The sequence below is a fragment of the Streptococcus sp. SGI.013 genome, assembly GCF_050315295.1.
GTDB classification, from domain to species: Bacteria; Bacillota; Bacilli; order Lactobacillales; family Streptococcaceae; genus Streptococcus; species Streptococcus porcorum.
In genome coordinates this window covers 12,324-37,347 of record NZ_JBNPOS010000016.1, presented here as the reverse complement: position 1 = coordinate 37,347, position 25,024 = coordinate 12,324, and the positions used below count along the sequence as shown (strand labels likewise).

The following is a 25,024-nucleotide window of genomic DNA, read 5'->3' as shown; positions in this document are numbered from 1 at the left end:
TTAGTTGTTGGTTGAGAAGGACTCTCTGGCTGAGAAGGTGTGACAGTGTAGGTTGCTGTAGTCAAACCTTGTAACTGAAGACTACCTGATACTTGACCATAAGCATGAATGTGGTACTGACCAGTTTCTGACTTATGATTTTTAGTGTCAACCGTCACACGATAAGTCCCATTAGCTTCCTTAGCAGCGGTGTACCAAACCAAATCGTCCTGACCGTTTTGATTTGTCCATACAGGAACTTTGACAGAGACCATCTCACTTGGAACATTAGAAATGGTGACGTCAAAAACAGAAACGCTTTTAGAAGATACGGTAATGGCAGGTTTAGCTGGAGCAACAACTGTCAGTTCAGTCGCATTTAAGTCCACCATGCGACCACTACGATCAGCATAAGTGTGGATATTATACTTACCATAATCGCGATGATTTTTCAATTCCACATAGGCTGCACCTAACTTGTCCGCCGTGTACCACTTAAGGTCATCCTGACCTTTAAGATCGGACCAAACTGCAATCTTAATCACTTCATCGGAACTGATCGGACGGTTGTACTGAATGGTCAAGGCTTGATCTTTTTGCGCCACACTAGTCACTGGAAGATTAGTCACATCTGCCGCATAACCTTGTACCAAAGAGATCGTCGCTGACTCACTCTTCAAACTGGTCGTGCTAGCAGTTGTACTAACGCTAGAAACTGCATTTTCTGAACTGGCTGTCACTGGCGTAGAACTTACCGAACTAGTCTCAGAAGAAAGGCGACTTGTTTGAGAAGCACTGGTTAAACTCGCTGTTGCAGAAGAGGCTGTGCTTGAAGTCACTTCTGAGCTAACATTAGAAGAAACATCCGTGCTAGTTTCACTACTTTCCTGCTGAGTTGAAACCGTAGCTTGAGACTCTGAAGAGGCTGTAGCTAAAGCATCAGCTTCTGGAGCACTTTTTACCTCAGCCGCACTACTTTGAGTTAAACTCAGCTCTGGCTGAATAGACTCAGTGGTCACCAAGTCTTCTGCCTGAGCTTGAACGCCTCCTGCAAAAGCTAAAACCATAGGAATGGTCAGAAACGCTTTACTGGCTAAATGTTTTTTTCCGTATCCTTTCATTGTTTTCACCCTCTATCCCTTTCATAAGTAATCCCAAAAGATTGATAATGGTATTTTTAATATTACCGAATCATTAAAAATCATACCATCTGTATGATTTTTTTTGTCAGTTTTCGCTAATATTTCATGCTCTCATTATAGCACATTTTCATAAAAAAGAAGAGGTGAATTGAAACAAAATATTTTTCTAGGTTTCACAAAACTAAAAAATAAAAAGCCTTCATTAACAAAGACTTTTTATAACAAATCCAATAACATCTGATAAGACGATACTTCATAAGTTGGATGTACAGGGGAGGACTTTTGATTCTTTTTAGGATTATACCAAACTGTATCAATCCCAAAATCATTCCCGCCTTTTATATCTGCACTCAAGCTATCTCCAATCATCAAGGCTTGAGACTTGTTAAATCCTGGAATAGAGTTTGCGATATGATGATAAAATGCAACCTCTGGTTTTTGGCTACCTACTTCCTCTGAAATAAAGATTTTATGAAAGAAGGGCTCTAGAGCTGATACTTTTAGACGGCCCTTTTGGATTGCAGCAATACCATTTGTAGCAGCATAGAGCTTGTAACCTCTATCTGTTAAATCGACCAACAATTCCCTAGCACCGTGATACAGCTGTCCTTGCTTTGAGAGATGGTTTTGATAAGCCTTAGCTAAAGCCTTACCATCAACTTCACGACCAAAATGTGAAAATAATTTAGAAAATCGTGTATTCACTAACTCAGATTTTGCTATTTTTCCCAGTTCTAAATCTTGCCACATACTTTGGTTCATTGGTTTATAGTAAGCCTTATAAGCCTCAATCGCCTCCACTTCTTGCTCTTTTAAAAGCTCATCTAAGGCAAGCTCTTCTGCAGCCTCAAAATCTAGCAGGGTATTGTCTAAGTCAAATAATAAAAATTTATAGCCCATGCTATCCTTTCTTTATATCATCACCTTATCTTTAAAAAATAGAAAGCAACCTGTGACAATAGACGGTTGCTTTCTTAATCTATCATTTGTTTACGGATGCAAACGGTGTAACATACGTGGGAATGGGATGGCTTCGCGGATGTGTTTTGTACCAGCAACAAAGGTTACCATACGCTCGATACCAATACCAAATCCACCGTGTGGCACTGAACCATACTTACGAAGGTCAAGGTAGAACTCATATTCTGACTTGTCCATGCCAAGTTCATCCATCTTAGCAACAAGGGCATCATAATCATCCTCACGCATAGAACCACCTATGATTTCACCGTAACCTTCAGGGGCTAAAAGGTCCGCACAAAGCACGCGCTCTGGATTACCAGGAACTGGTTTCATGTAGAAAGCTTTGAAACTTGCTGGATAGTTAACCACAAAGGTTGGGACACCAAAGTAGTTTGAAATCCATGTTTCATGTGGTGAGCCAAAGTCATCCCCATGCTCCAAATGTTCATAATCCGTATCTTCATCTGCTTCATGCTCTTGAAGAAGGCTGATGGCATCATCATAAGACACGCGCTTAAATGGTTCTGCAATATAGCGTTTTAGAGCATCAACATCACGCTCAAGAGTTTCAAGTGCTTGTGGAGCACGGTCGATAACCCCTTGCATCAAAGCTTTAACATATGCTTCTTGCAAATCAAGCGACTCCTCATGTGAGAGGAAGGAATACTCGGCATCCATCATCCAGAACTCTGTCAAGTGACGGCGAGTTTTAGATTTTTCCGCACGGAAAACAGGACCGAAGTCGAAAACACGACCAAGTGCCATAGCACCAGCTTCAAGATAAAGCTGACCTGATTGGCTGAGATAGGCTGGGCTTCCAAAATAATCTGTTTCAAAAAGCTCTGTTGAATCTTCAGCAGCATTTCCAGAAAGGATTGGGCTATCGAACTTGATAAAGCCATTTTTCTCGAAAAATTCATAAGTGGCATAGATGATCGCATTACGAACTTGCTGAATGGCAACCTGCTTACGTGAACGCAACCAGAGATGACGATTGTCCATCAAGAAGTCTGTACCGTGTTCTTTTGGTGTGATAGGGTAATCAACAGATTCGCCAATCACTTCAAGATCAGTCACATCAAGTTCATAACCAAATTTTGAACGTTCGTCTTCTTTGACGATGCCAGTCACATAAACTGACGTTTCTTGGCTCAAACGTTTGATAGTATCAAACTTAGCAGCTCCTTCTTCTTCACCAAATTTTTCAAGGAAATTTGGTTTAAAAGCAACTGCTTGGAAAAAAGCAGAGCCATCTCGGAGTTGAAGAAAGGCAATCTTACCTTTCCCAGATTTGTTGGCAACCCAAGCACCAATAGTCACTTCTTCTCCTACATGCTTAGGCACATCAATAATCGTTACTAATTTTCTAGACATTAATTTTTTCTCTTTTCTAATTGTATTCCTCTTTGTGACAAACAGCCTCGATATTATTACTGTCTGGATCAATGATAAAAGCTGCGTCATAACCCTCATGATAATGGTTACGTTCCTAAGGAGCGCCATTATCTTTGTCACCAGCAGCTAAACCTGTATGGTAAAAGGTTTCAACTTCTTACGCATCTTTGTATTAAAAGCAAAGTGACGGGGATTTGCTTGACCACTCTCCAACCAAAAATCTCAAGCAGGAGCACTTCCTCTAAGCTAACCAAAGCTAACAGCATATTCATTGTCGAATCTTAATTTATAACCAAGTGGCTATAAAGTTTTTCGGCTGTTGAGACTGTAGATTTTTAACACAAATGCTAAAGTGGTCAATCATAAAACACTCTAGTTCTTTTCCATGAACTCTTTAATACGGCGAACAGCTTCTTTAAGGGTATCAAGGTCAGTTGCATAGCTCAAACGAACATTTTCAGGGGCACCAAACCCTGCACCTGTTACCAAGGCAACTTCTGCTTCTTCTAAAATAGCATTCGTAAATGCTGTCACGTCTGTATAACCTTTCATCTCCATAGCTTTTTTGACATTTGGGAAAAGGTAAAAGGCACCTTGTGGCTTAATCACCTCAAAGCCAGGAATCTCAGCTAATAGAGGATAAATAGTATTTAGGCGCTCTTCAAAAGCTTGACGCATCCTTTCAATCGGCTCTTGGTCACCTGTTAAGGCTTCAATGGCAGCGTATTGTGCAACTGCTGTCGGGTTAGATGTGGTTTGACTAGCAATTTTTGCCATAGCAGAAATAATTTCTGGCTCACCTACAGCAAAACCAATGCGCCAACCTGTCATCGCATAAGTTTTTGAAACCCCATTAATCACAATGGTTTGTTTACGAATCTCTTCAGAGAGGCTAGAAATAGGCGTGAAACGATTGCCATTATAAACCAAACGTCCATAGATATCATCAGCCAAAATCAAAATATCATGCTCAACTGCCCAATCACCAATAGCTTTTAACTCTTTTGCTGTATAAATCATGCCTGTTGGATTAGATGGTGAATTGAGTAAAAGAACCTTTGTTTTTTCTGTACGCGCTGACTCTAACTGTTCAACAGTAACTTTAAACTGATTTTCCTCAGTCGCTTGTACAAAAACTGGTTGTCCTTCCGCCATTTTAACCTGATCAGCATAAGATACCCAATAAGGCGTTGGGATAATTACCTCATCATTAGGATTAAGAACTGCCATAAAAAAGGCATAGAGAACAAACTTGGCACCTGTTGCCACCACCACCTGATTTGGTGTCACAGAATAGCCATAGTAATTTTCCATGTAAGTATTGATCGCATCCTTTAACTCAGGAAGTCCTGATGCCACCGTATAAAAGCTTGCTTTACCATTTGAAATGGCTTCAATCGCCTTGTTTTGAATATGTTTAGGTGTTGCAAAATCTGGTTCACCTAAGGTCAAAGCTAAAATATCACGACCTTCAGCTTTCAATGCCTTAGCACGCGCTCCTGCAGCTAAGGTAACACTTTCTTCCATAGTAAGCACACGCTCTGATAGTTTTGTCATATACCCTCCGTTTTTACCAAGTCCCCAGTTTTAAAATCAATGATATAGTAGGTTGTTCCAGATGCCACTTCCCAGATAGGTTTATCATCCATATAACCTAAAGTTGCCTTAACTGATTTAGCGCCATTTTCTTTAGCAATCTGTTCTGCTGCTTGTCTAGAAATCCCTTCTTTAGTCGGTATAATATGGATATCCTTATCTTTTATACCAATTACCACCACAACATTTTCATCTTGAGCAGTTTTACCAAAGACACTATAATAGCTTGTTTGTCCATTATACCGATCAATACGACTCACACTGGTTAACTGGGCTTCCTTTGTTGCCACAGCCTTCACCATGTTTTGTGTGTCAATATTGGGTTTCATAGAGAAAAAAATCACTAAGATAGTGGATAGAAATAAGACGAAAAAGACTAAACCAAGACCAATGATGAACTGCTCTTTGGTTGAGAGAACTCGTTTTCTTTTACGCTTTCCCATTTGATCTTCCTAAATTATTTGATGTTTTCTATTATATCAAAAAAAGCTTGTGATTTCAGTTACAATGTCAGGAAATTTTTTGCAAGATAGAGAACTATTTTGCTCGAGTATCTGACAAATTTGTTTACCGTAACTTTTTGAGACTACTCGTTTATCTAAAATCAGAACTGCAGATACTTGATTGTCACGGCGCTGAGTTCTTCCGATAGCTTGTTTTAATTTCAAGGTCATGACAGGTAAGGTATAGTCATAAAAGGGATTTTTATGGTTTTGTCGCAAGTAGTGATTAACCTTTTTGACAAATCGATCTTCTGGATTTTCAAAAGGTAGGCGAGTAATCACCTCGATGAGCTGGTCTTGATGCACAAAATCAACTCCTTCCCAAAAACCGCCTGTCCCCAGCAAGATATTAGCTTCTCCTCGATCAAAACGTTTTTTAATATTGTAAGCCAAGCCATTTTTTTCTTGACAGAGATGTTTCACCATCCAGGTATCCAAACGCTCCGATACTGCCAACATATGCTGTTTGGAATTAAATAACACTAAAATAGGCTGTTCTAGCTGTGAGAGTGCCATCAAGCGTCTAGCAATCTCTTCTTCATAAATGGCATCTGGTAAATCCACCAAATTTGGCATGGAAGTGTCAACCCATATCTTTTGATCAGAAGACTTACTTGATTCAATCCGATGAGCCTCATAATCTGCTATGCCAAGTAGATCTGGTAAGGTGACACGCTTACTAATCTCTAAGGTTGCCGACACAAAATACACTTTAGTTAAGTCAGGTATGAAGGTTTGAAAACGAAATAAGTCAAGACGTGCTGCATTTAGGTAGGTTTTTCGTTGCTCTTGATCGACTTCACTCTCAAACCAATAATCGCTGTAGTAAGGTAGAAAAATCTTCCACAGATCTTCTTCTAAACGAAGAGGATATTCACTGATATCTTGTCGGATGACCTCTAGGAGATTTTGTGATAAACTCACTTCTTTTTTTTGATAAAAAGCCTGACTGGCCTGTGAAAGGTTAAATTGAAGACGTTCAAGGAGACGTTTTTGTAAAAGATTAGCTGTATGCTTGGCTTCTTTATCTAGCCATTGCAAGGTCTGGGTAATATCTAAACGTCGGCGAGAAAAGTTTTCCAAAGCTAAAAAGAATTTTTGAGCTTCGTCAACCACTAATACTTTTCCTTTTACAAAATCGATATCATCTTGCATCCTTTCAAGAAGGTAAGCGTGGTTGGTAATTAAAACTTGACTGCTTTTCGCTAGTTGGTCCGAACGCTCCCAAAAATCAACCGTTGCAAAGAGAGAATCTCTTTTCACTTGACCATCATGACGTAGCTCATCAAAATAAGACTCTAAGCGCTGCTTTTGCCTAATCTCATCCAAATCTCCTGTTTTAGTTTCAACCAGCCACACTAAGATTTGCATTTTAAAACGATTGAGCAAGCGATTTTTATCTTGGCGCTGCAGACTATGATAAAAGGCATCTAATTTGATGTAATTTCGAGGACTTTTCACACTATGGCTATTGATGTGAAAGACCTCTTTGAGCTGCTTTGCTTCATTTTCCATGATCTGATCTTGCAACAATTTTGTCGGCACACTTACTAAAATCTGCCCCTCTGCCTTAGCTAATAAAGGCAATAAGTAACCGTAGGTCTTACCAATTCCTGTCTGTGCCTCAATAAAACTAGGAACGAAAGAACCTAACCCGTCTTCAATGAGCTGTGCAAATTGTGATTGTGCAGCTCTCTCTTCTAAATCTAACAAAGCAAGATTAGTCAGAAAGTCTTGTGATAAATATTTGGATTTTCTGTATTGCTTGCTATGTTGAATGACCAAACCACCAACTTCCAAGAGATGATCTGGTAACTGAGTGGGGACTTCCTCAAAAATCTCTTCAAGAACCAAACGCGACTCAAACAGAAGATGGTCCGCAAAAGACAAAATGGTTTCCAATGTTATCTTAGGTAGGCTAGCCATTTTTTCTCTGATTTTTAGAAAAAGCTGTGCTGTCGCATAAGCATCAGCTATAGCTGTATGCGCATCTTGTAAATCTAGGTCCAAGACTTCTGCTAAATTAGGTAAACTATATTTTTCAAAGCTCGGAAAAAAGACCTGTGTCAATTCAACCGTGTCAACTCTAGGCGTTCGTAACTCATATCCTTCAAAGAACAATTCTTCTGCTAACAGATTGGCATCAAATTTGACATTATGGGCGACAAAAATACAATCCTCAATCAAGTGAAAAATCTCTCTTGCCACTTGCGAAAAATCAGGTGCCTTAGCCAAACGTTCATCGGTCAAACCTGTTAGATCTACAATATGGTCATCTAGACTTTCATGAGGGTTAACATCTGTCTCGTAAGTTTTTATAATGTGATGATTTTCGATAATCACAATACCAACTTGAATAATTCTAGCATTGCTACCTGCAGAAGTTGCCTCCAAATCAACTACGGCATATTTTCTTGATTTTTTTTGACTCATAACACCTTAATTATAGCATAGTGCAGACTATTTCAACATGAGAAAGGGGGATTTTATCTTATTTAGTCATATGTTATAATGATTCTAACCTTATTTTAGAAAGACGATTTTACTATGATAAACTCAAAAAAATCACTGGCTGAGGTTCATGCTAGTGTTTCTGTCCCAAAAACCAATAACTTTTGGAAACTTCTGATGACTTTCATAGGTCCTGGGAGTCTAGTAGCTGTAGGCTATATGGACCCTGGAAACTGGATAACAAGTGTTATTGGAGGGGCTAAGCACGGCTATAGTCTTCTCATTGTGATTCTCATTTCTTCTTTGATTGCCATGCAACTTCAGCAAATGGCTGGAAAACTAGGTATGGTTACCCAGAAAGATTTGGCACAGTTAACAGCAGAACATCTTCCAAAACCTATCCGATACCTCTTGTTTGTCATTGCAGAATTGGCTTTAATGGCAACTGACCTAGCTGAGGTTATTGGATCTGCAATTGCACTTCATTTACTTTTTGGTTGGTCCTTGATTTTCTCAGTCTTTGTAACCATATTTGATGTTTTTATCCTTCTTTTACTGATGAAATTTGGGTTTAGAAAAATTGAAGCACTGGTTAGTACCCTCATTTTAACCATCTTTTTGATTTTTCTTTATTTGACTTTTCTAGCTAAACCGCATCCCAGTGCAATCTTTGCTGGCTACCTTCCTCAGACCATCCTCTCCAGTCCTCCTAGTCAGTATGCATCACTTCTGACCCTATCACTTGGCATCATTGGAGCTACTGTCATGCCACATAACCTTTATCTGCATAGTGCTATCTCACAAACAAGAGCAGTTGATACCAGAGATAAAAAGGCATTAAAAAAGGCCATTCATTTTATGACCTTAGATTCTAATCTTCAACTTAGCTTGGCTTTTTTGGTCAATTCCCTCCTTTTAATTTTAGGCGCCAGCATTTTTCAAGGAAAGGCAGAGCATATTAAAGCATTTTCAGATATGTATCAAGCACTAGCAGACCCAAAAATTGCTGGTAGCATTGCCAGTGCTAGCCTATCAACACTTTTTGCCACAGCCCTCTTAGCTAGTGGGCAAAACTCCACCATCACAGGAACGCTGACAGGGGAAATTGTCATGGAAGGCTTTCTTAATATCACCTTACCAAGATGGTTGATTCGCATGATCACAAGAAGTGTTGCTCTATTACCTGTTGCCATCTCTGCCCTAATTTTTGGCAATACAGAAGGGGCGCTAGATCAACTCTTAATTTACTCTCAGGTCTTTTTATCTATCGCACTTCCTTTTTCCATTTTTCCTTTGATTTATTTTAGCTCTAAAAAAGACCTCATGGGGGAATTTCAAAATCGCAAATGGAATACCATATTAGCTTATGCGGCAGCTGTTATGTTGACACTGTTAAATCTCAAGCTGATTATTGACTTATGGTGAAACCTAAATCCGTAAGCTCCTCTAGGCCACCTAGATTGGTTACTTTAGTAAATCCCTCATCTTTCAAATAAAGGGCTACCTGTTCCGCACGAACTCCTGCTTTACAATAGACATAAAGTTCCTGTGTTTGATCAGCAGTTTTTGCCCAATGGGGAATATCACTCATAGGAATATTTTGGCTGCCTGTGATATGCCCTAGAGCATATTCCTCAGGTTCTCGAACATCAATCAGAAGGGCATTAGGATTCATTTTTTCTAACATTATCTACTCTTTTCTATCTTGATATTCTTAGTATAGCAAATTTTAATAAGAATATCAGATTTTTAAACGATCAAAATAACTTTCCCTTCAAACAACCTAAATACGGTGAGTAGGTCAATTCTTAATGTAAGCTTCTCTAAAATCAGTTTCTCTTTACAAGTAAGTATCTGAATTGAGATTCTCTCCTAAAAAAATACTATTTCATTTTCTCGAAATAGTAAGCATTTCAAAAAATTTACTTTTTCCTCTTTTTTAGGTAAACTGGACTTATGGAAATTATTCGACTTTTAAATGCTGTTGCACGCGAAAACACTTATCTTTTAATAAATGATAAAGCTTGTCTTGTCATCGATCCAGGAAGTGATCATGCTGCGATCATTCATCAACTAGAAAAACAAAATCGTCCCTTGGCGGCTATCTTATTAACCCACACCCACTATGACCACATCATGAGTGTGGATATTCTTAGAGAGCACTATGCTTGCCCAGTCTATGTTTCTGAAAAAGAGGCTGACTGGCTCTTTACCCCTGAGCTTAATCTTTCTGGTCTTGACCGCCACTCCGATATGCCTGATGTGATCATCAAGCCAGCAGATGCTTTTTTTAACTACCATAGTCCTTACCAGCTCTCTGGCTTTCAGTTTAGCGTCGTCCCTACACCTGGCCATTCACACGGTGGGGTTTCCTTTATCTTTGAAAAAGAGGAAACTGTCTTTTCTGGTGATGCGCTTTTTAAAGAAACTGTCGGACGTACTGACTTACCTACCAGTAACTTTGATGATCTCATCGCTGGGATAAAAGAGCAACTGCTGACGCTGCCTAATCACTATACCGTTTATCCCGGACACGGTTGGGATACCACCATTGGACACGAGAAAACCTTTAATCCGTTTTTAAAATAAGAAAAAAGCCCGTATAGGCTTTTTTTATTTTAAAATCGATAAGAGACTCTCATAAGAATCTACCACACCATAAATACGATCATCATCAATCAACCCCTTTTCTTTTAAGGCTTTAAAGTGAGCCTTAGCACACTCAATCTTAGCTAACTCTGCACCTTTTAATTGTAGACTAGACATGGAGCCCTTAGTTTCAGCTACAAAATAGACATGCTTGACAGAGCCATCTCGAAAGGCAATTGCCCAGTCAGGGTTGTAATCACCCAATGGTGTTGAAATCTTGAATCTGCTTGGCAACTTAGTATAGACCATAACATCTTCAAATTGGTCCAACTCTTCTTTAAATTGTTTCTCCGTATCAGAATCTACCTTCACATAGTTATAAACTCCTTTTCGGGATTCTAATAACCGCTTATCTGATAATTTCCCACTCTCTGGATTGTCTGTAAAGATTGAACTATCAAAAGTTTCGTCCAAGATATTGTAGCGGATATGCTCAATCACTTGGCTAGCCTTTTGCTCATTGATAAGGCGGCTAGTGCGTTGAATAAATGCCTCAGGGTTATAGGTAAACATCTCAAACTTGCTTGGTGAAATCTGATTCAAGATATTGGCAATAGTTTTTCGTTTCAACTCCGTGCGACTGGCGATTTCACCCAGTAAATCATATCGGAGTTGAATAGAGGTCTTGTCCAATTCAGCCTGACGCTTGCCATCCTTATTAACCTCGAAATCAAGACCTTGTTCAGCCTTCATTTCTTTTGCTTCAGCCTCTGTAATCATATAGCTTGGCTTTTTGACAAACAAACCCTCATTTAAAGCCTTAATAGATTTTTCAATCAACTCCTCATCATCAAACTCAACGTAGTAAGTGGACTTATGATGAATACTTTCCCACAAGCGCTTAAACTCTTGGCGATTGTAGTTATCAGGGTTGATTTCTCTAGCAAAGACCACTTCAGAATCATTTTCACGCTCAATCTGGTAACGGTTGGCATCATAAATCGTTTCTAAAATACCTTTTACAGCTACTTCATAGCCAGCAAGATTTTCAGAAAGAACAAACTGACTCGTTTCTTTTTGTTCAAAATAGGTAGCGGTTAGATTTCCCTTGCTGTCAATATAATCTTGCTTAATCAACTGGCATTCAATCTCTTTAGCCACTTCCTTGGTAACAGTCAGTTTTTGACCAGCTTCATTTTCCAAGACTTTATCGACAAAGAGGTCTACTTCCACTTTACTTGGACGATCAGCTAAGATTTCCTTGAGTTCTCTTTGCAAGTTCTTGGCAAAGTCTTCGTAGCTTTCATTGGCAATGACGGTCAATTTGTTAATGTTATGAACATCTGCTCCTAACAGTTCCTCATCCTGACGGACACCTTTTTGGTCAACAGCAAGACGCATCCCACGACCAATCTTTTGCCGTTTTTCTGTCTCCGTACCCGTATTTTTCAAGGTACAAATCTGAAAGACATTGGGATTGTCCCAGCCTTCTTTGAGGGCTGAGTGAGAGAAGATAAAGCGTACTGGCTCATCAAAGGACAGCAGACGCTCCTTGTCCCTCATAATCAGATCATAAGCATCTTTGTCGTTAGACTGGTTGTTTTTCTTCTCGGTAGTAGACTTGTAATCCACAAACTTGACCTTATCTGATTTTTTTACCTTATCAACGGAGAAATAACCTGCGTGAACGGGATTGCCTTCCTGGTGATTATTCAAATAATGCCAAAAGTTTGTGCCATGGAGGTTGGGATCAGCCAACAAAGCCTTAACTTGTGCTTCATACTCTTCTTCAAAAATCTGCGCATAAGTTCCATTGTAGGCTTCATTTTGATCATCATAGCACTTGTACTTGGCAACTTCATCGATGAAGAAAAGGGATAGCACCTTGATACCTCGTTTGTAAAGGCGTTCTTCTTTTTGCAAGTGACTGGCAATAGTTTCTCTTATCTGAATACGGCGGATATCATCTTCATTGGTTTCCCCAATCACTTCGCCCACATAGAGTTTGCGATTGGCACCGATTTGAATAGAATTTTCACCTTCACACGCATCAAAATGACTCAAGGTCCAACCATCTTGATAGGCTGGTAGGTTGCCTGACTCTTCAAAAAGAGCAAAAGGCTCTTCCACCAATTTGGTCACACGCTTGACATCACCTAACTTGGTCCGCACTTCAAACTCAATCCGAGCTTTTGGAGAACCTGATTTTTGCGGAACCAGTTCTTGCAGATAAAGGTAGCCTTGTGTACCTGTGGTAGAAGTCTGCTCCACGGTCTTAACGGCAATCTTTTTAACCAACTTTTTATTGTAGGCATCTAAAGCATCTAAGCGATAAATCATATCGTGCTTGTCTTTATGGGTCGCTGAATAGCGAAGGGTAAACAAGGGCTTAAAGTCCTCCAAGCGTTCTTTGGTCTTTTTCCCCTCAACCGACTGAGGCTCATCAATAATCAAAATAGGATTGGTTGCTGCAATGACATCTATCGGTCTTCTCCACTGGAAACTTTCCTGCTCGGTATGAATCCGACGTGCGTCTTTACCTTTAGCGTTAAAGGCTTGTGAGTTAATGACCATAACCTGAATATCCGAGGAGTTGGCAAACTGGTCCAGCTCTCCCAGACGGCTAGAGTCATAAACAAAATAGCGCGGCTTCTTGCCATACTCCATCTGGAAATGGTCCGCCATCACCTCAAAGGACTTGAGCACACCCTCACGAATAGCGATGCTTGGCACTACGATGATAAACTTGAGCCAGCCATACTGCTTATTGAGCTCCATCAAAGTACGAATGTAGGTATAGGTCTTCCCTGTCCCTGTCTCCATCTCAATGGTCAAATTATAAGACGGGCGACCATCCACATTTTGAATAGATAAGTTCTCAGAAGGTTTTAGACCAAAGCGGAGCTGCTGAGCTCGTACCTGCTGGCTGACAGTGTCCTGTGAAAGCTGGATAGGAGCATTGCGAAAACCGATAAAGTTCATATCCGTGTCTGCTTCTATCCCCTTCCCCTTATCCATGTGGTAATCAAAACCGCTGTGCTTGCCCTGACCAGAAAAAACATCCACAACAGAGGCCACCGCATCTAACTGAAATTGCTGCTGCTTAAATTGAAGTTTCATTGGTTGCCTCCGTTAATAAAATCTTTTCCCAAATTATTTGTAAATTCATCATGAACTTTTTTTATTCGTGAATTTGAAATCTTTTGTGACTTTCTAATTTCAAGTTCCATTACTGTTACCAATGTATCGTTTAATTGGTCAAACGATCCATAATTTGTTGAACGAGGTTTTCCAATTTTTTTGAAGTTTTGAATAACCTCAATCTCTTCATCCATGGCATCAATAAATTCTTGTAAGATTTTTGCAACACTGTCACTAGCTATTAGATAGCCTTTCGCATAAAGTTCTCGAATTTTTTCATATTGTTCTAAAATCAATTCGTGGTCATTATAAATTTTTTCAAGATAATAAGCCAATTCTCCATATAATTCTATCCTTTTTTCAAACAAAATCATATGAGCATTATCTTTTTTGGTCTTCCACATTGCAAGAATGGATAATAATACAGCAGCAATCCCTATTAAAGTTTGACTAATGTTTGAAATCATTTCCCAGTCCATCACCCTACACCACCTTCACTTTGGTATTTGGTGCTTCTTCTTTGAAGATTTGACCGAGGTTGATTTTGGCTGCTGAGTTGGCGAAGGATTCATCCTTAAAGACAGCACGGAGGGGTTCTTCTTTGGCAATTTGACGGAGGACGCTTTCTGAAATCTCATCCGCAAAGCAGGCAATCAAGGCACCGTCTGCCACATTATAAATAGCTGTACCGTCAATTTGAGTTTTAGAGATTGGAAGAGATAATTCCATACCCCATGTCAACATAATCTGGAAGAGCAAGTCAAGATCTGTACGATCATCTTTGATATTTGAAACGCTGTCAAAGAGACTTTCTTGGCTAATGATTTCTGGTGTTTGGCTAACATCCTTAAAGTTTGAAGTGTCCAGCTTGTAAGCCCTGAAGCCAAAATCTTGCTTGCCGACTGTTTCAGGATGTTCTTCCTGAATCTTTTTAGCAGCCCTACGGATCCGCTCACGAGAAATCTGGTCAATGGTTTCATAGCCTGCTTCTTTCGCAGCTGACTTGTCCGCCACTTGCTCGTCCAGCGTACAGAGAATGTACTTGCGATTGCCTCCGTCTTCTGCGTTCAACTGCATAACCGCATCAGCTGTGGTTGCAGAACCAGCGAAGAAGTCGAGGACAAGTCCGTTTGTTTGAACTGAAATTGTCAAAATATCTTGAATAAGACCTACTGGTTTTGGATTATCAAACAACGATGTAACGTTAAATAATTCTTTTGTTCTCCTGCTACCTGCAGAGGTGTCATATTTCACATCTTGCCAAAATGTTTTTGCTTTCACTGTACGTTGCTCACCATCGACTATATCTCGCATCTTAACATATACTCGCCAGATTCCATTAACACATTTTGCAACCAATTCAGTATCACATTTTTCTAAAAACGTATCCTTACCCCATCTCCAACGTCCATCTTCTCCATTGATTTTTGTTGGTAATATCTCTATAGCACCCGGAAACATATACAAAGAAAATTTAAATTCTGATTCCGAATAATAAATTGGGTAGTACATATTGGGTCTATCTTTACGTGAACCATTTTTCCCTGTTTTTTGTAGTCCAACTTCCTTGTATCTACTAATTGAATCGTTAAATTTAAATTCCGCTAAGTAATCTTCTGTAGGTTGAAAACCTAAAAGTTTAGTTCGTTCCGAATCTTTTGAGTAACAGAGCAGATACTCACCAGCAGTTGCGAAAAAACTATCATCCGACCGACCTTTTAAATTATTAACATTAAAAATTTGTCCACAAATATTCTCCTCCCCAAATATCTCATCACAGATAGCTTTGAGGTTGGCTTGTTCGTTGTCGTCAATGGAGATAAAAATAACGCCACTATCTTTGAGAAGGTTGCGAGCAAGGACCAGGCGCGGGTACATCATATTGAGCCAGTCGGAGTGATAGCGGGCGGAGGATTTTTCATTCTTGGTCAAGCCCACCCGTTGCAAGCCGTCCTCATCTCGCAGGTCCATTTCATCTGCTAGTTCTTCCTCGCTCATCTGGAATTTATCCGAGTAGACAAAGTCCTTGCCTGTATTGTAAGGTGGGTCAATGTAAATCATGTCAATCTTGCCCAGATAAGACTCCTGCAAGACCTTGAGGACTTCCAAGTTGTCCCCTGTAATAAAGACATTTTCAGACTTATCAAAGTCAACACTTTCCTCAAGATCTGGGCGAAGGGTCTGGCTGGTCGGTTTACCTGCCTCCGCAATCGCTCCGCGTTTGCCGACCCAGGTAAACTCATAGGACTCCCGCCCCTCAACAATCTCTCTTGAAAGGAATTGGCGTAGCTTGTCAAAGTCAATGGCTGGACGCAACCTGCCATTTTCATCGCTACTTTCTGTCAGAACCTCAGGAAAAAGCTGACCAATTTTTGTAATATTGTCTGATAAAATATCTTTTGAAGTCAGGTCTAACTTTTCAACTTGAGTGTAGTCTCCAAGCTTTTGCTGTGCTGTGCTGTGCTGTGCTGTGCTGTGCTCATGATAATCTCCTTTTCTTAGGCTGTCAAGCCTTTTTTGATGATGTAGATAAAAAATTGTCAAACGATTTTAGTTTGTGATATAATAGTTTTGAAAAAGGGATTGAGCGCCAACTCAATCCCAGTATCGTTTCCTTCCGTTTTCGAGAAACGACCTCAAACAGTCTCCCAGACTGTTTGAGCATTTTAAAGACGGGACGAATGAAGATTACAGTCAACCTGCTAGTTCACTCGGTCAAAGTTTCGTAGCGGTTGGCTGTCTTTTATTTTTTACGATTGTTAAAAATAAATGTCAGTAGCACGATTAGTAACGTGCCAAACTGAAACATCAGCCCAAGGGCCTCTGCGACAGACATTAGTTAGAGTAAAATCAATTGAGATGCTGATTGTCTTTGGCATCGACATGAGATTTTTGAAACAATACTTTTCAAAAATCGAATTAGTGCAACTTTTAGCCAAAATGACTAGATTTTGGCGTTTTTTGATGAGAAAGTTTTACTTTCCATCAAAAATGAAGTTGCCACCTCCCAAAATAGATTTCCGCCCCGCTTTTGGAACTTTTCTACTGTTCTATTTTACCATATTTTCCACAGATTTTACTGTGGATTTTTTTGAACCTGTATTCACTTGTGAAGTGCTTTCATATAAGTAATAGTTTTTAGCTAATCCAGGCAGTTTTTTGAAGAAATACTGCCTGGATTTTGAATAAAACGAACGATGAATATCTTAAAAACTAGCCTTAGATGAAGGTGCTGAACTGTGAATGCTGGTTCTCAACTGTTGGATTTCTTCTTCTAGGGCTTTGTAGGCCTTTCGAAGCTCCATTTGTTTGCGCATGGCTTTTTCGGCAAACATCTTTTTCTTGAGCTGGGCTGCTTGTTTTTCCAATACTGCTAAGCGCTCTGTACTCTCAATCTGATCCTTGACAGAAGCTCCACTCTTCACCAACTCTTCTTTTCCAGCTTGCTTGACTAGGTTATCATAAAACTGATCCAAGTCTCTTTCTTGGTAGGTCAATTCCAGTGGTTTGTCGGTTTGAAAGCTACGGATAATCTTGAAATTCCGACCCTCTCTTGGTTGCGCCAGCTTTTCCTTAAAATGAATCAAATACTGGCTAGTCCCGTCTGGAAATACCAGATGAAAGAGAGTGTAAAATCCCAGATAAGTGTCCAGCTCTGCTAGTAAGTGCGGGTCTAGTTGCTGGCTCAAAAGGTCAATCCGAAGGACGATAATTTGCTGAATGGTCTTGCCCACTGGAATGGGGAGGGTCTTGGCATCTAATTGATGGGTAGCGGTAATCTGGCCGATTTGTTGCCGGAGGAGCTGCTTATCAGCTGTAGACAGGCCAAAATTATCTAGAAAGTCCTTGTTGCCTTTTTGATAAGGCTTATAGAGGACTTTGGGTCTTGGAATCTGAGTAGAAGGTAAAAATGGCATCTTAGTCTTCTCCTTTCAAAACGGCAAAGAAGGCCATCAGTTCAAAATCATCACTTCCGTCCACCCCGCTATCCATAAAGTCAATGGTATCTGATGTGAAGAGGGACTCATTGAAGGTCTCCTCATCGCTCTCCACGAGATTTTCAAGACTTCTTTGCAAGAGGTCGGAGTAATGCTCCATTTTGGCGCCATCATCAGTGGCACGATTGTAGGTTGCCACCAAATCTTTCTCAGGCTGATTTTTGCCCTTGGTAATCATGCGTAGGTGCTCCAGTAATGCCTTGGTATCCGCAATGGAGTAGACCGTTTCTCCCTGGTCACTGATATAGACCAGATAGTAGGGATGAAGACGATTTTTCTTGCTGAGATGGGTCTGGTTGGCAATATTTTTCAAGAGGAAGATGGCTCCAGCTGGTTGACCTTGCCCTGCCTGCACCACTGCTTGAAGACCTTTAGGCATAGCTTCTAACTCTGGGTGTTTGGCTAAATAGCTGAGCAGGTCCATACGGTAGTCTTCCAAACCTAGATCCATAATGGAAATCCCCTCATTCATATCTTCCAAATCAACGACCTCTGTCTGGAGGCGTTCAAGCTGTTTCTTCCGATAATTATTGTCCTCGATTTCCTCATTGGTCAAGACATTGTCATCAGCCGTTGAAGTCAGTACAGAAATTTTCATTCTGGATTCCACACGCGCCTTGAGATCGATATAAGCGTCCAAAGCAATGTTGGGCCAAAAATTGACCAGCTGGATGTATTTGTTCTGACTACCGATACGATCTACCCGACCAAAGCGCTGGACAATACGGACAGGATTCCAGTGAATGTCATAGTTAATCATGGTATCAGCGTCTTGCAGGTTTTGACCTTCTGAGATAACATCCGTTGCTATTAAGACATCAATTTCCCGCTGATCATCAGGATAAAGCAAGTCCTTCTGCTTGGATCGCGGTGAAAAATAGGTCAGAAGGGTGTTCAAGTCCTTATTTTTTAGCGGTAAGGTAGCCGAAAAGCCCTTGGTCCCTGAGATCTGTGCTGTGTGAAGTCCGTACTTATCCAAAAGATACTGACTGATAGTTTTATAGAGATAGTCTGTAGTCGTCGCAAACGCTGAGAAGATAATCAATTTTTTGTTTTCTGGATTGATAGGGTTTGCTAGCTTGTTATCTATCAGGTTAATTAAGGTTTGTAATTTCTGATCTTCCTGTGGAGTAATAAGTTTAACTAGATCTTCTAACTCCCTCAAAATTGTCTGGTCAGCTTGTAAATCTCGTTTCCAAGACAGGTAATCCATGTCCGATAACTTAATAGGGAATTTCTTTCCAACAAAGATATCCGTATTGCTATCTTCAATATCAAAATCATCCTCAACTAATTCTTGGAAGGAAATCTTATCATCTCCACCGACAGTTTCAAACGCTTCAATACTCAAAATTGTCTGATCTACATAAGCCTTTACTACATCAATTAAGGTGAATCTAAAAGCCTCCACTGAGCTTTCTAGGCGTTTTAAGAGGTTAATCATCATCAGTTTCTTAATCCCTGTTTCACGCCCAAGCTGAGTCAATCCTTGACCTTCCTTTTTTTCATAAAGACAGCGTTTTGAGGGATGAATATAGATACTAGGTTGATAGATGGTCAACTGTAATTGATCGAGCAAGGTATAGATTCGCTCATAAGTAATATCTTTTTGACTTACCGTCAAATCTGGATAAAAATTTTGGGGTGCCAGTCGTTTCGGAAAATCACCAATGGCATTTCTATCATAGAATTGTCTAATATGTTTACGGCTACGAGCAATGGTCACGCTATCAAGAACTTTAAAGAAGTCAAAATCAAGTTTATCTAGCAAAGCTGCTGTCGTACGTGATTCTGCTGGCAGATCTACCCATTGATTATAAGCGGTTTGAGCCATGCGAAAGATATCATTGACCGATGATTTAGTATCTAATTTGGCATCCAATTGTTCTGAATCACCTTCATAGGCTAGGGCAATCTGATTTTTCAAGTCATTAAAACGGTTATTAACTGGGGTTGCAGACAGCATGAGGACTTTTGTCGGCACGCCACTTTTGATAATCCGATTCATCAAACGGGAGTAGCGATTTTCACGACCTTCTTCAATCTCTGCATCCGAAGAACCACCGTTTCTAAAGTTATGTGATTCATCAATGACCACTAGATCATAGGTGTCCCAACGATTAAGCGCCAAATCAATCCCATTTGAGATTCCCTTATCCCGACTGAGGTCTGTATGGTAGAGGACATCATACTGAAGATAACGGTCATAAATAGGATTATTAACATAATCATGACGGTACATGTTCCAGTTATGCTCCAACTTTTTGGGGCAAAGTACCAAGATTCGTTTGCCACGATAGGCATAGTAGGTCATGACAGCAAGAGCTGTAAAGGTTTTTCCTAAACCGACCGAATCCGCCAAGATACAGCCGTTGTATCGTTCCAATTTTGAAATCAAGGACTTGACCGCATCCTTTTGAAAATCATACAAGAGATTCCAAATCTTGGTTTCCTTATATTGAACATGCTCATTTGGCAGTTGGTCTTGATTAACGTCTTCCAAAAATTCACTAAAGATATTATAAAGCATGACATAATAGAGAAACTCTGGTGAGTGCTCCTTGTGAGCCAAGGTTAGATTTTCCAAAATTTCCTCAGTTACATCACGAAAATACTCATCATTGTTCCAATAATCTTCAAAGTTTCTCAAATAAGTCAAACTTTGTGGCTCAGTATAAAGGTTACGGCTGGATTTAAAGAGAGAATTTTCATAACCAAGTTCCTTACGGTCAAAGTTTTTCAGCTTGTCAACTGCGATAATTTGATCGTTTTCAATCCGTATGCCGTTGTCAATTTCTTCATGAACATTGATAGACTTAAACTGAGCCTTTCTACGTACCCAATCGGCACATTCTTTAGCAAGTGATTTTTGGGTTAATTCGTTCATCAATTTCAATTCATACTCTGCCCCAAATATTGATGACTCACGTTGTTTCTTTGGTATGATATATTCACGGTATTCTTTAGCAACTTCATTAGTCGTAAAAGTTGGACTGGTAAAAATAAATTTCAACTCTTCAATTTGCTCTAGCTCTTCTTTCAAAGATTGATAAGCAAACATAGAAAAAGTTGCCGCAGCCATTTTTACCTTACTGCCTTTTCCTAGATGTTCTTTTAACTGATCCCCCAAGAGAACCAGTCGGTTATCAATTTCCATCAACTACTCCTTCTTTAACAAGTCACACATTATTATACAATATTATTAACTTCAAAAACAATAAAAATTAAAAAGAGGCCTGAGCCTCTTTTGTTATACTTTCAAGAAACGTCTCATTGAGAGAACTGAACCTAGTGCTCCAATCACCATACCGACAGCTGCCATGGCAACAATCATAACTGGGATAAAAAAGCTAGGGGCATAAAGTGAGAGATTGTCTTCTTGGAAACTTGGATTCATCCCTTGATAAACCCAAGTATAGATAAAGAACATCAAGAGAGCTGGAACAATAGTTCCAATTAAGCCAATCCAAGCCCCCTCAAAGAAGAACGGTCCTTTAATGTAGGAATTTTTGGCACCTACAAGACGCATAATTTGAATTTCATTTTGACGTGCCATAATGGTGATACGAATAGTATTTGAAATGATAAAAATCGCAATCAATAACAAAATACCTGTCCCTGCTAGACCACCAATACGGATATAATTGGTAACAGTTGTTAAACGCTCGATATCTGCTCCACCAAAGTCAACCGAATCAACCTCTTCTAAATATTGAATTTTTGCACTCAAACTTTTCAAGGAATCAGACGAGGTCAACTTAACTTCGTAAACATCCAAAAGTGGACTAGATTCCCAATCATCACCTAAAGTAGCCTTATATTTTTCTAGTTGTGCTTCCTTACTAGAATAAGTGATACTTTTGACTTGATCAAAAGCCATAATTTGATCATAAACCTTGTGATAATTCTTATTTGTAACGGTTTCACCTTTATCATTTTTAATCGTCTTTTGAGCGTCTGTCGATCCTTCTGATAAGCGAACTAAAATAGGAACATTCCCTTCAATATCTCTAGTCACCTTCTCGACATTTAACATCACTGAGGCAAACAAGCCCAATAGAATCAAGGTAATCGTCACAGAGGTTGTCGCAGCAAAGGTCATCCAACCATTACGTTTAATACTTTTCAGTGACTCCCAATTATAGCGAAAGAAACGCATCCGCACCATTAAAGTCACAAGCAAAGCAAGGATAATTACCCCTACACCTATTAGAATCCAAGGAGCTGCATTTCCGCCCACCTCTTGGCTACGTTGCCAAATTTGTTTCAATAGATTAGTCATCGTATCCATAGTCTCCTTCCTCTTGATCACGTACTAAACGTCCTTCTTCAACTGCTAGAACACGATGTTTCATAGTGTTGACAATAACACTATTATGCGTTGCCATAATCACAGTTGTCCCTTGAAGATTGATACGCTCAAGCAACTGCATTATCTCTAGCGCAATTTCAGGATCTAGGTTACCTGTTGGCTCATCGGCAATCAAAAGTTTTGGATTATTGACAATGGCACGCGCAATCGCAACACGTTGCTGCTCACCACCTGATAATTCCTCAGGAAATGAACGTGATTTATGTTTAAGACCAACTAAGTTCAATACCTCTGGCACACGCTTTTTAATATCCTTACGTTTGCTCCCAATCACTTCCATGGCAAATGCAACATTTTCATAAACCGTCTTTCGCTGAAGCAATTTATAGTCTTGGAAGACAACTCCAATGTTACGACGTAAAATAGGAACTTGACGCGCTTTAAGTTTTGTCAACTCAAATTCACCAACTTTAATGGTCCCTTTGGTTGCAGTTTCCTCACGGTACAAGAGCTTAATAAAGCTTGATTTTCCTGCTCCAGATGGACCAACAAGATAAACAAACTCTCCCTGATTGATAGAGACTGATAAATCTCTGAGTGCTGTAGAGCCACGTTTATATTTTTTGGTCACTCCTTTAAGTTCAATTAAGGCCATATTTTTCCTTTCTCTTATTCCATACGCCATTTTAGATAAGCGTCAATAAAGCCATCTAACTCGCCATCCATCACCTTATCCACTTGTGCTACCTCAAAGCTAGTTCGATGGTCTTTGACCATAGTATAAGGAGTAAAGACATATGATCTGATCTGACTTCCCCATGTAATCTCTTTTTTATCTCCTTTTAGAGCTGAGACTTCTTCGGCTTTTTTCTCTTGCTCCATTTGATAAAGCTTAGCCTGCAACATCTTCATGGCACGATCTCGGTTTCCATACTGGGTACGATCAACTGTGGAAGCTACGACAATTCCTGTTGGAATATGTGTCAAACGCACACCAGTTGAAACCTTGTTGACATTTTGTCCACCAGCACCACCTGAACGGAAAGTATCCATCTTAATCTCATCATCTCTAATCTCAACTTCAATGGTATCATCAAGTTCAGGCATTACCTCGACAGAAGTGAATGACGTGTGGCGTCGTTTGGCTGAGTCAAAAGGTGAAATCCTTACTAAACGATGTACCCCCATCTCAGACTTCAACAAGCCATAAGCATTTGGTCCTTCAAACGATAAGGTAACAGATTTAATGCCAGCCTCATCACCTGCTTGATAGTCCAAAACCTCAACCTTAAAGCCTTTAGCGTTTCCAAAACGGGTGTACATCCTCATGAGCATTTCTCCCCAATCTTGAGCCTCTGTTCCCCCTGATCCTGGGTGAATTTCCAAAATTGCATTATTATTATCGTAAGGCTCTGACAATAAGAGAGTCATCTCATAGCTGGTCATGATTTTCTCTAACTTTACAAGGCTCTCCTCTAACTCTTCTTGTAAAGAAGCATCTTCGGCTAGCATGTCTTGAAGAATCTCAACTTCATCAACCAGATCCTCCATATTGTGGAAGGTTTCATATTTTTGCTTTAACTCATTTAATTCTTGAGACGTTTTTTGCGCTGCAATGTTATCATTCCAAAAATCTGGCTCAGTCATACGATTTTCTAGCAGGGCAATCTCTTCTTCTAGGCGATCTAAGTCAAAGAGACCTCCTGAAGCTAGTCAACTTCTCTTTATGTTCTACTATTTTTTGACGGATTTCTGCAATATCCATACTATACCTCTTTCTTTTCAATCCTTTTCATTTTATCATAAATAGCCTATATTTGCCATTTTTTAAGGACTCTGGCACGCTCATCCATAATATCACTATTAGATGAATCAATCCTTAACACAAAATTTTGAATCTCTTCATTCGGTTTTTTGATAATTTCTCCAATAGCCCATATGGCTGTTGCAACATGGATAGGATTTTGATTTTTATCAATGATTTCTAAAAGTTTCACCACTGCTGTTTTATCATGAGCATTAGCTAAAGCGATAATCGCATTTCGTTGCAAGATATTTTTTCCACGCCAAGATCCCGCAATCATTCCAAATTTCTCCTTGAACTGAGTATTTGATAATTCAAGAAATGGGATCAATTCTGGGTGCGCTAATTCTGGATCAATCTCTGTGACAGGAGGATGGTCAATCCCTTTATTATAAGGGCAGGAAATTTGACAAATATCACAGCCATAGATAACCGTCTTTATTTTTTTCCGAAATTCTAAAGCCATCATTCCCTTATCTTGGGTTTGAAAGCTCAGACAACGTTTCGCATTCATGGTTGAATCACCATTTAAACAAGAGGTGGGACAAGAAGTTAAACAGCGCGTACAATCACCACAACCATAATCAACAGGCTGATCAGGTTCAATCTCTAAATTGGTAATCAACTCCCCTAAAAACATATAAGAGCCGTATTCTTTAGAGATAACCAGCCCATTTTTTCCGATAAAACCAATCCCTGCTCGCCTAGCAACTGCCGTATCAACCAAAGCACCTGTATCAACCATAGCCTTATGTTCATAAGGAAAACCTTCCTCTTGACATAGCCCTTCGATTCCTTCTGAAAGTTTTTTTAGCTTGTCAGCAACGACGTAATGATAATCAAGCCCCCAACTATTTGGTGTTATCTTCCCCCGTTTATATTCGGTTTTTTGAGGTTGCTGGGGAAGTTTATGAGGATAAGCAATTGCAATGGAGATAATGGTTTTAGCACTTTCCAGTGACAGTCTTGGTTTCACCCTCTCCTCAATATTTTTATGTTCAAAACCTGAGTTAGTACCATTTTCGACTGCTAAGCGCAAGCTTTTCTCCAAATAAGAAAAATCATCAGCTGTTGTAAAACCTATCTTTGAAATGCCAATATCATTGGCTAATTCTTGAATCCTTTTTTTAATATCCATATCTTTATTTTAG

Annotated in this window: 19 protein-coding genes and 1 pseudogene; 2 read left to right on the top strand and 18 right to left on the bottom strand. The window is 39.7% G+C overall.

The features are described 5' to 3' along the window. The 7 genes and pseudogenes from ACQRDX_RS05705 to ACQRDX_RS05675 form a co-directional block, all read right to left on the bottom strand. The coding region (locus tag ACQRDX_RS05705) for a GBS Bsp-like repeat-containing protein (protein ID WP_427895226.1) at positions 1-1,100 on the bottom strand (1,100 nt) is incomplete at its 3' end. Positions 1,101-1,337: 237 nt separating this feature from the next. After that, complete coding sequence (locus tag ACQRDX_RS05700) at positions 1,338-2,021, bottom strand: YjjG family noncanonical pyrimidine nucleotidase (RefSeq protein ID WP_427895228.1); 684 nt, start codon at positions 2,019-2,021, stop codon at positions 1,338-1,340. Positions 2,022-2,111: 90 nt separating this feature from the next. Continuing rightward, a complete protein-coding gene (asnS, locus tag ACQRDX_RS05695; RefSeq protein ID WP_354368322.1) occupies positions 2,112-3,458 on the bottom strand; it encodes an asparagine--tRNA ligase in 1,347 nt (448 codons plus the stop codon). 16 nt (positions 3,459-3,474) lie between these two features. Then, positions 3,475-3,843, bottom strand: a pseudogene (locus ACQRDX_RS05690) (VOC family protein). A gap of 8 nt (positions 3,844-3,851) precedes the next feature. Next, complete coding sequence (locus tag ACQRDX_RS05685) at positions 3,852-5,036, bottom strand: pyridoxal phosphate-dependent aminotransferase (protein WP_427895230.1); 1,185 nt, start codon at positions 5,034-5,036, stop codon at positions 3,852-3,854. After that, positions 5,033-5,518, bottom strand: coding sequence for a DUF5590 domain-containing protein (locus ACQRDX_RS05680; protein WP_354368318.1), 486 nt, complete (start codon positions 5,516-5,518; stop codon positions 5,033-5,035). Before ACQRDX_RS05680 ends, ACQRDX_RS05685 begins: the two co-directional genes overlap by 4 nt. Positions 5,519-5,554: 36 nt before the next feature. Then, positions 5,555-8,011, bottom strand: coding sequence for a bifunctional DnaQ family exonuclease/ATP-dependent helicase (locus tag ACQRDX_RS05675; protein ID WP_427895233.1), 2,457 nt, complete (start codon positions 8,009-8,011; stop codon positions 5,555-5,557). Between the two features lie 114 nt (positions 8,012-8,125). On the opposite strand from ACQRDX_RS05675, the gene ACQRDX_RS05670 reads away from it, so the two are divergent. Continuing rightward, a complete protein-coding gene (locus ACQRDX_RS05670; protein WP_427895235.1) occupies positions 8,126-9,454 on the top strand; it encodes an Nramp family divalent metal transporter in 1,329 nt (442 codons plus the stop codon). Here ACQRDX_RS05670 and ACQRDX_RS05665 read toward each other — a convergent pair. Continuing rightward, positions 9,438-9,716, bottom strand: a complete 279-nt coding sequence (locus ACQRDX_RS05665; protein WP_354368312.1) for a rhodanese-like domain-containing protein — start codon at positions 9,714-9,716, stop codon at positions 9,438-9,440. The genes ACQRDX_RS05670 and ACQRDX_RS05665 overlap by 17 nt on opposite strands. 269 nt (positions 9,717-9,985) lie before the next feature. Between ACQRDX_RS05665 and ACQRDX_RS05660 the strand changes: the two genes are divergently transcribed. Next, positions 9,986-10,618 (top strand): MBL fold metallo-hydrolase, encoded by a 633-nt coding sequence (locus tag ACQRDX_RS05660; RefSeq protein WP_427895237.1) that lies wholly within the window; start codon positions 9,986-9,988, stop codon positions 10,616-10,618. Between the two features lie 24 nt (positions 10,619-10,642). Here ACQRDX_RS05660 and ACQRDX_RS05655 read toward each other — a convergent pair whose 3' ends face one another. From ACQRDX_RS05655 to queG, 10 genes are all read right to left on the bottom strand, one after another. Next, complete coding sequence (locus ACQRDX_RS05655; protein WP_427895239.1) at positions 10,643-13,738, bottom strand: DEAD/DEAH box helicase family protein; 3,096 nt, start codon at positions 13,736-13,738, stop codon at positions 10,643-10,645. Further along, the gene (locus ACQRDX_RS05650; RefSeq protein ID WP_427895241.1) at positions 13,735-14,241 is read right to left on the bottom strand and encodes a hypothetical protein; all 507 of its coding nucleotides are present in this window, start codon (positions 14,239-14,241) and stop codon (positions 13,735-13,737) included. The genes ACQRDX_RS05655 and ACQRDX_RS05650 overlap by 4 nt, the downstream gene beginning before the upstream one ends. A gap of 1 nt (position 14,242) precedes the next feature. Then, positions 14,243-16,075, bottom strand: coding sequence for a site-specific DNA-methyltransferase (locus ACQRDX_RS05645; protein WP_427895270.1), 1,833 nt, complete (start codon positions 16,073-16,075; stop codon positions 14,243-14,245). 427 nt (positions 16,076-16,502) lie between these two features. Then, positions 16,503-16,595, bottom strand: coding sequence for a putative holin-like toxin (locus tag ACQRDX_RS05640; RefSeq protein WP_221622108.1), 93 nt, complete (start codon positions 16,593-16,595; stop codon positions 16,503-16,505). Positions 16,596-16,965: 370 nt separating this feature from the next. Then, positions 16,966-17,676, bottom strand: a complete 711-nt coding sequence (locus tag ACQRDX_RS05635) for a DUF4391 domain-containing protein (RefSeq protein WP_427895244.1) — start codon at positions 17,674-17,676, stop codon at positions 16,966-16,968. Between the two features lies 1 nt (position 17,677). Further along, positions 17,678-20,914, bottom strand: a complete 3,237-nt coding sequence (locus tag ACQRDX_RS05630; RefSeq protein WP_427895246.1) for a helicase-related protein — start codon at positions 20,912-20,914, stop codon at positions 17,678-17,680. A gap of 93 nt (positions 20,915-21,007) precedes the next feature. Continuing rightward, positions 21,008-21,925: a permease-like cell division protein FtsX gene (gene ftsX, locus ACQRDX_RS05625; protein WP_427895272.1), complete on the bottom strand. Its 918-nt coding sequence runs from the start codon at positions 21,923-21,925 to the stop codon at positions 21,008-21,010. Between the two features lie 106 nt (positions 21,926-22,031). Beyond that, positions 22,032-22,724: a cell division ATP-binding protein FtsE gene (gene ftsE / locus ACQRDX_RS05620; protein ID WP_354368298.1), complete on the bottom strand. Its 693-nt coding sequence runs from the start codon at positions 22,722-22,724 to the stop codon at positions 22,032-22,034. Positions 22,725-22,738: 14 nt separating this feature from the next. Then, a protein-coding gene (gene prfB / locus ACQRDX_RS05615; protein WP_427895248.1) for a peptide chain release factor 2 occupies positions 22,739-23,834 on the bottom strand; the annotation gives its coding sequence in 2 pieces (ribosomal slippage) (positions 22,739-23,761 and positions 23,763-23,834; 1,095 coding nt in all). 46 nt (positions 23,835-23,880) lie between these two features. After that, a complete protein-coding gene (gene queG / locus ACQRDX_RS05610) occupies positions 23,881-25,011 on the bottom strand; it encodes a tRNA epoxyqueuosine(34) reductase QueG (RefSeq protein ID WP_427895250.1) in 1,131 nt (376 codons plus the stop codon). Positions 25,012-25,024 lie beyond the last annotated feature (13 nt).

What these genes read in the sequence shown, in the direction of transcription:
- ACQRDX_RS05700 (WP_427895228.1), bottom strand. Translation starts at nt 2,021, where the DNA reads ATGGGCTATAAATTTTTATTATTTGACTTAGACAATACCCTGCTAGAT.
- asnS (WP_354368322.1), bottom strand. Translation starts at nt 3,458, where the DNA reads ATGTCTAGAAAATTAGTAACGATTATTGATGTGCCTAAGCATGTAGGA.
- ACQRDX_RS05685 (WP_427895230.1), bottom strand. Translation starts at nt 5,036, where the DNA reads ATGACAAAACTATCAGAGCGTGTGCTTACTATGGAAGAAAGTGTTACC.
- ACQRDX_RS05680 (WP_354368318.1), bottom strand. Translation starts at nt 5,518, where the DNA reads ATGGGAAAGCGTAAAAGAAAACGAGTTCTCTCAACCAAAGAGCAGTTC.
- ACQRDX_RS05675 (WP_427895233.1), bottom strand. Translation starts at nt 8,011, where the DNA reads ATGAGTCAAAAAAAATCAAGAAAATATGCCGTAGTTGATTTGGAGGCA.
- ACQRDX_RS05670 (WP_427895235.1), top strand. Translation starts at nt 8,126, where the DNA reads ATGATAAACTCAAAAAAATCACTGGCTGAGGTTCATGCTAGTGTTTCT.
- ACQRDX_RS05665 (WP_354368312.1), bottom strand. Translation starts at nt 9,716, where the DNA reads ATGTTAGAAAAAATGAATCCTAATGCCCTTCTGATTGATGTTCGAGAA.
- ACQRDX_RS05660 (WP_427895237.1), top strand. Translation starts at nt 9,986, where the DNA reads ATGGAAATTATTCGACTTTTAAATGCTGTTGCACGCGAAAACACTTAT.
- ACQRDX_RS05655 (WP_427895239.1), bottom strand. Translation starts at nt 13,738, where the DNA reads ATGAAACTTCAATTTAAGCAGCAGCAATTTCAGTTAGATGCGGTGGCC.
- ACQRDX_RS05640 (WP_221622108.1), bottom strand. Translation starts at nt 16,595, where the DNA reads ATGTCTGTCGCAGAGGCCCTTGGGCTGATGTTTCAGTTTGGCACGTTA.
- ACQRDX_RS05635 (WP_427895244.1), bottom strand. Translation starts at nt 17,676, where the DNA reads ATGCCATTTTTACCTTCTACTCAGATTCCAAGACCCAAAGTCCTCTAT.
- ACQRDX_RS05630 (WP_427895246.1), bottom strand. Translation starts at nt 20,914, where the DNA reads ATGGAAATTGATAACCGACTGGTTCTCTTGGGGGATCAGTTAAAAGAA.
- ftsX (WP_427895272.1), bottom strand. Translation starts at nt 21,925, where the DNA reads ATGGTGCGGATGCGTTTCTTTCGCTATAATTGGGAGTCACTGAAAAGT.
- ftsE (WP_354368298.1), bottom strand. Translation starts at nt 22,724, where the DNA reads ATGGCCTTAATTGAACTTAAAGGAGTGACCAAAAAATATAAACGTGGC.
- queG (WP_427895250.1), bottom strand. Translation starts at nt 25,011, where the DNA reads ATGGATATTAAAAAAAGGATTCAAGAATTAGCCAATGATATTGGCATT.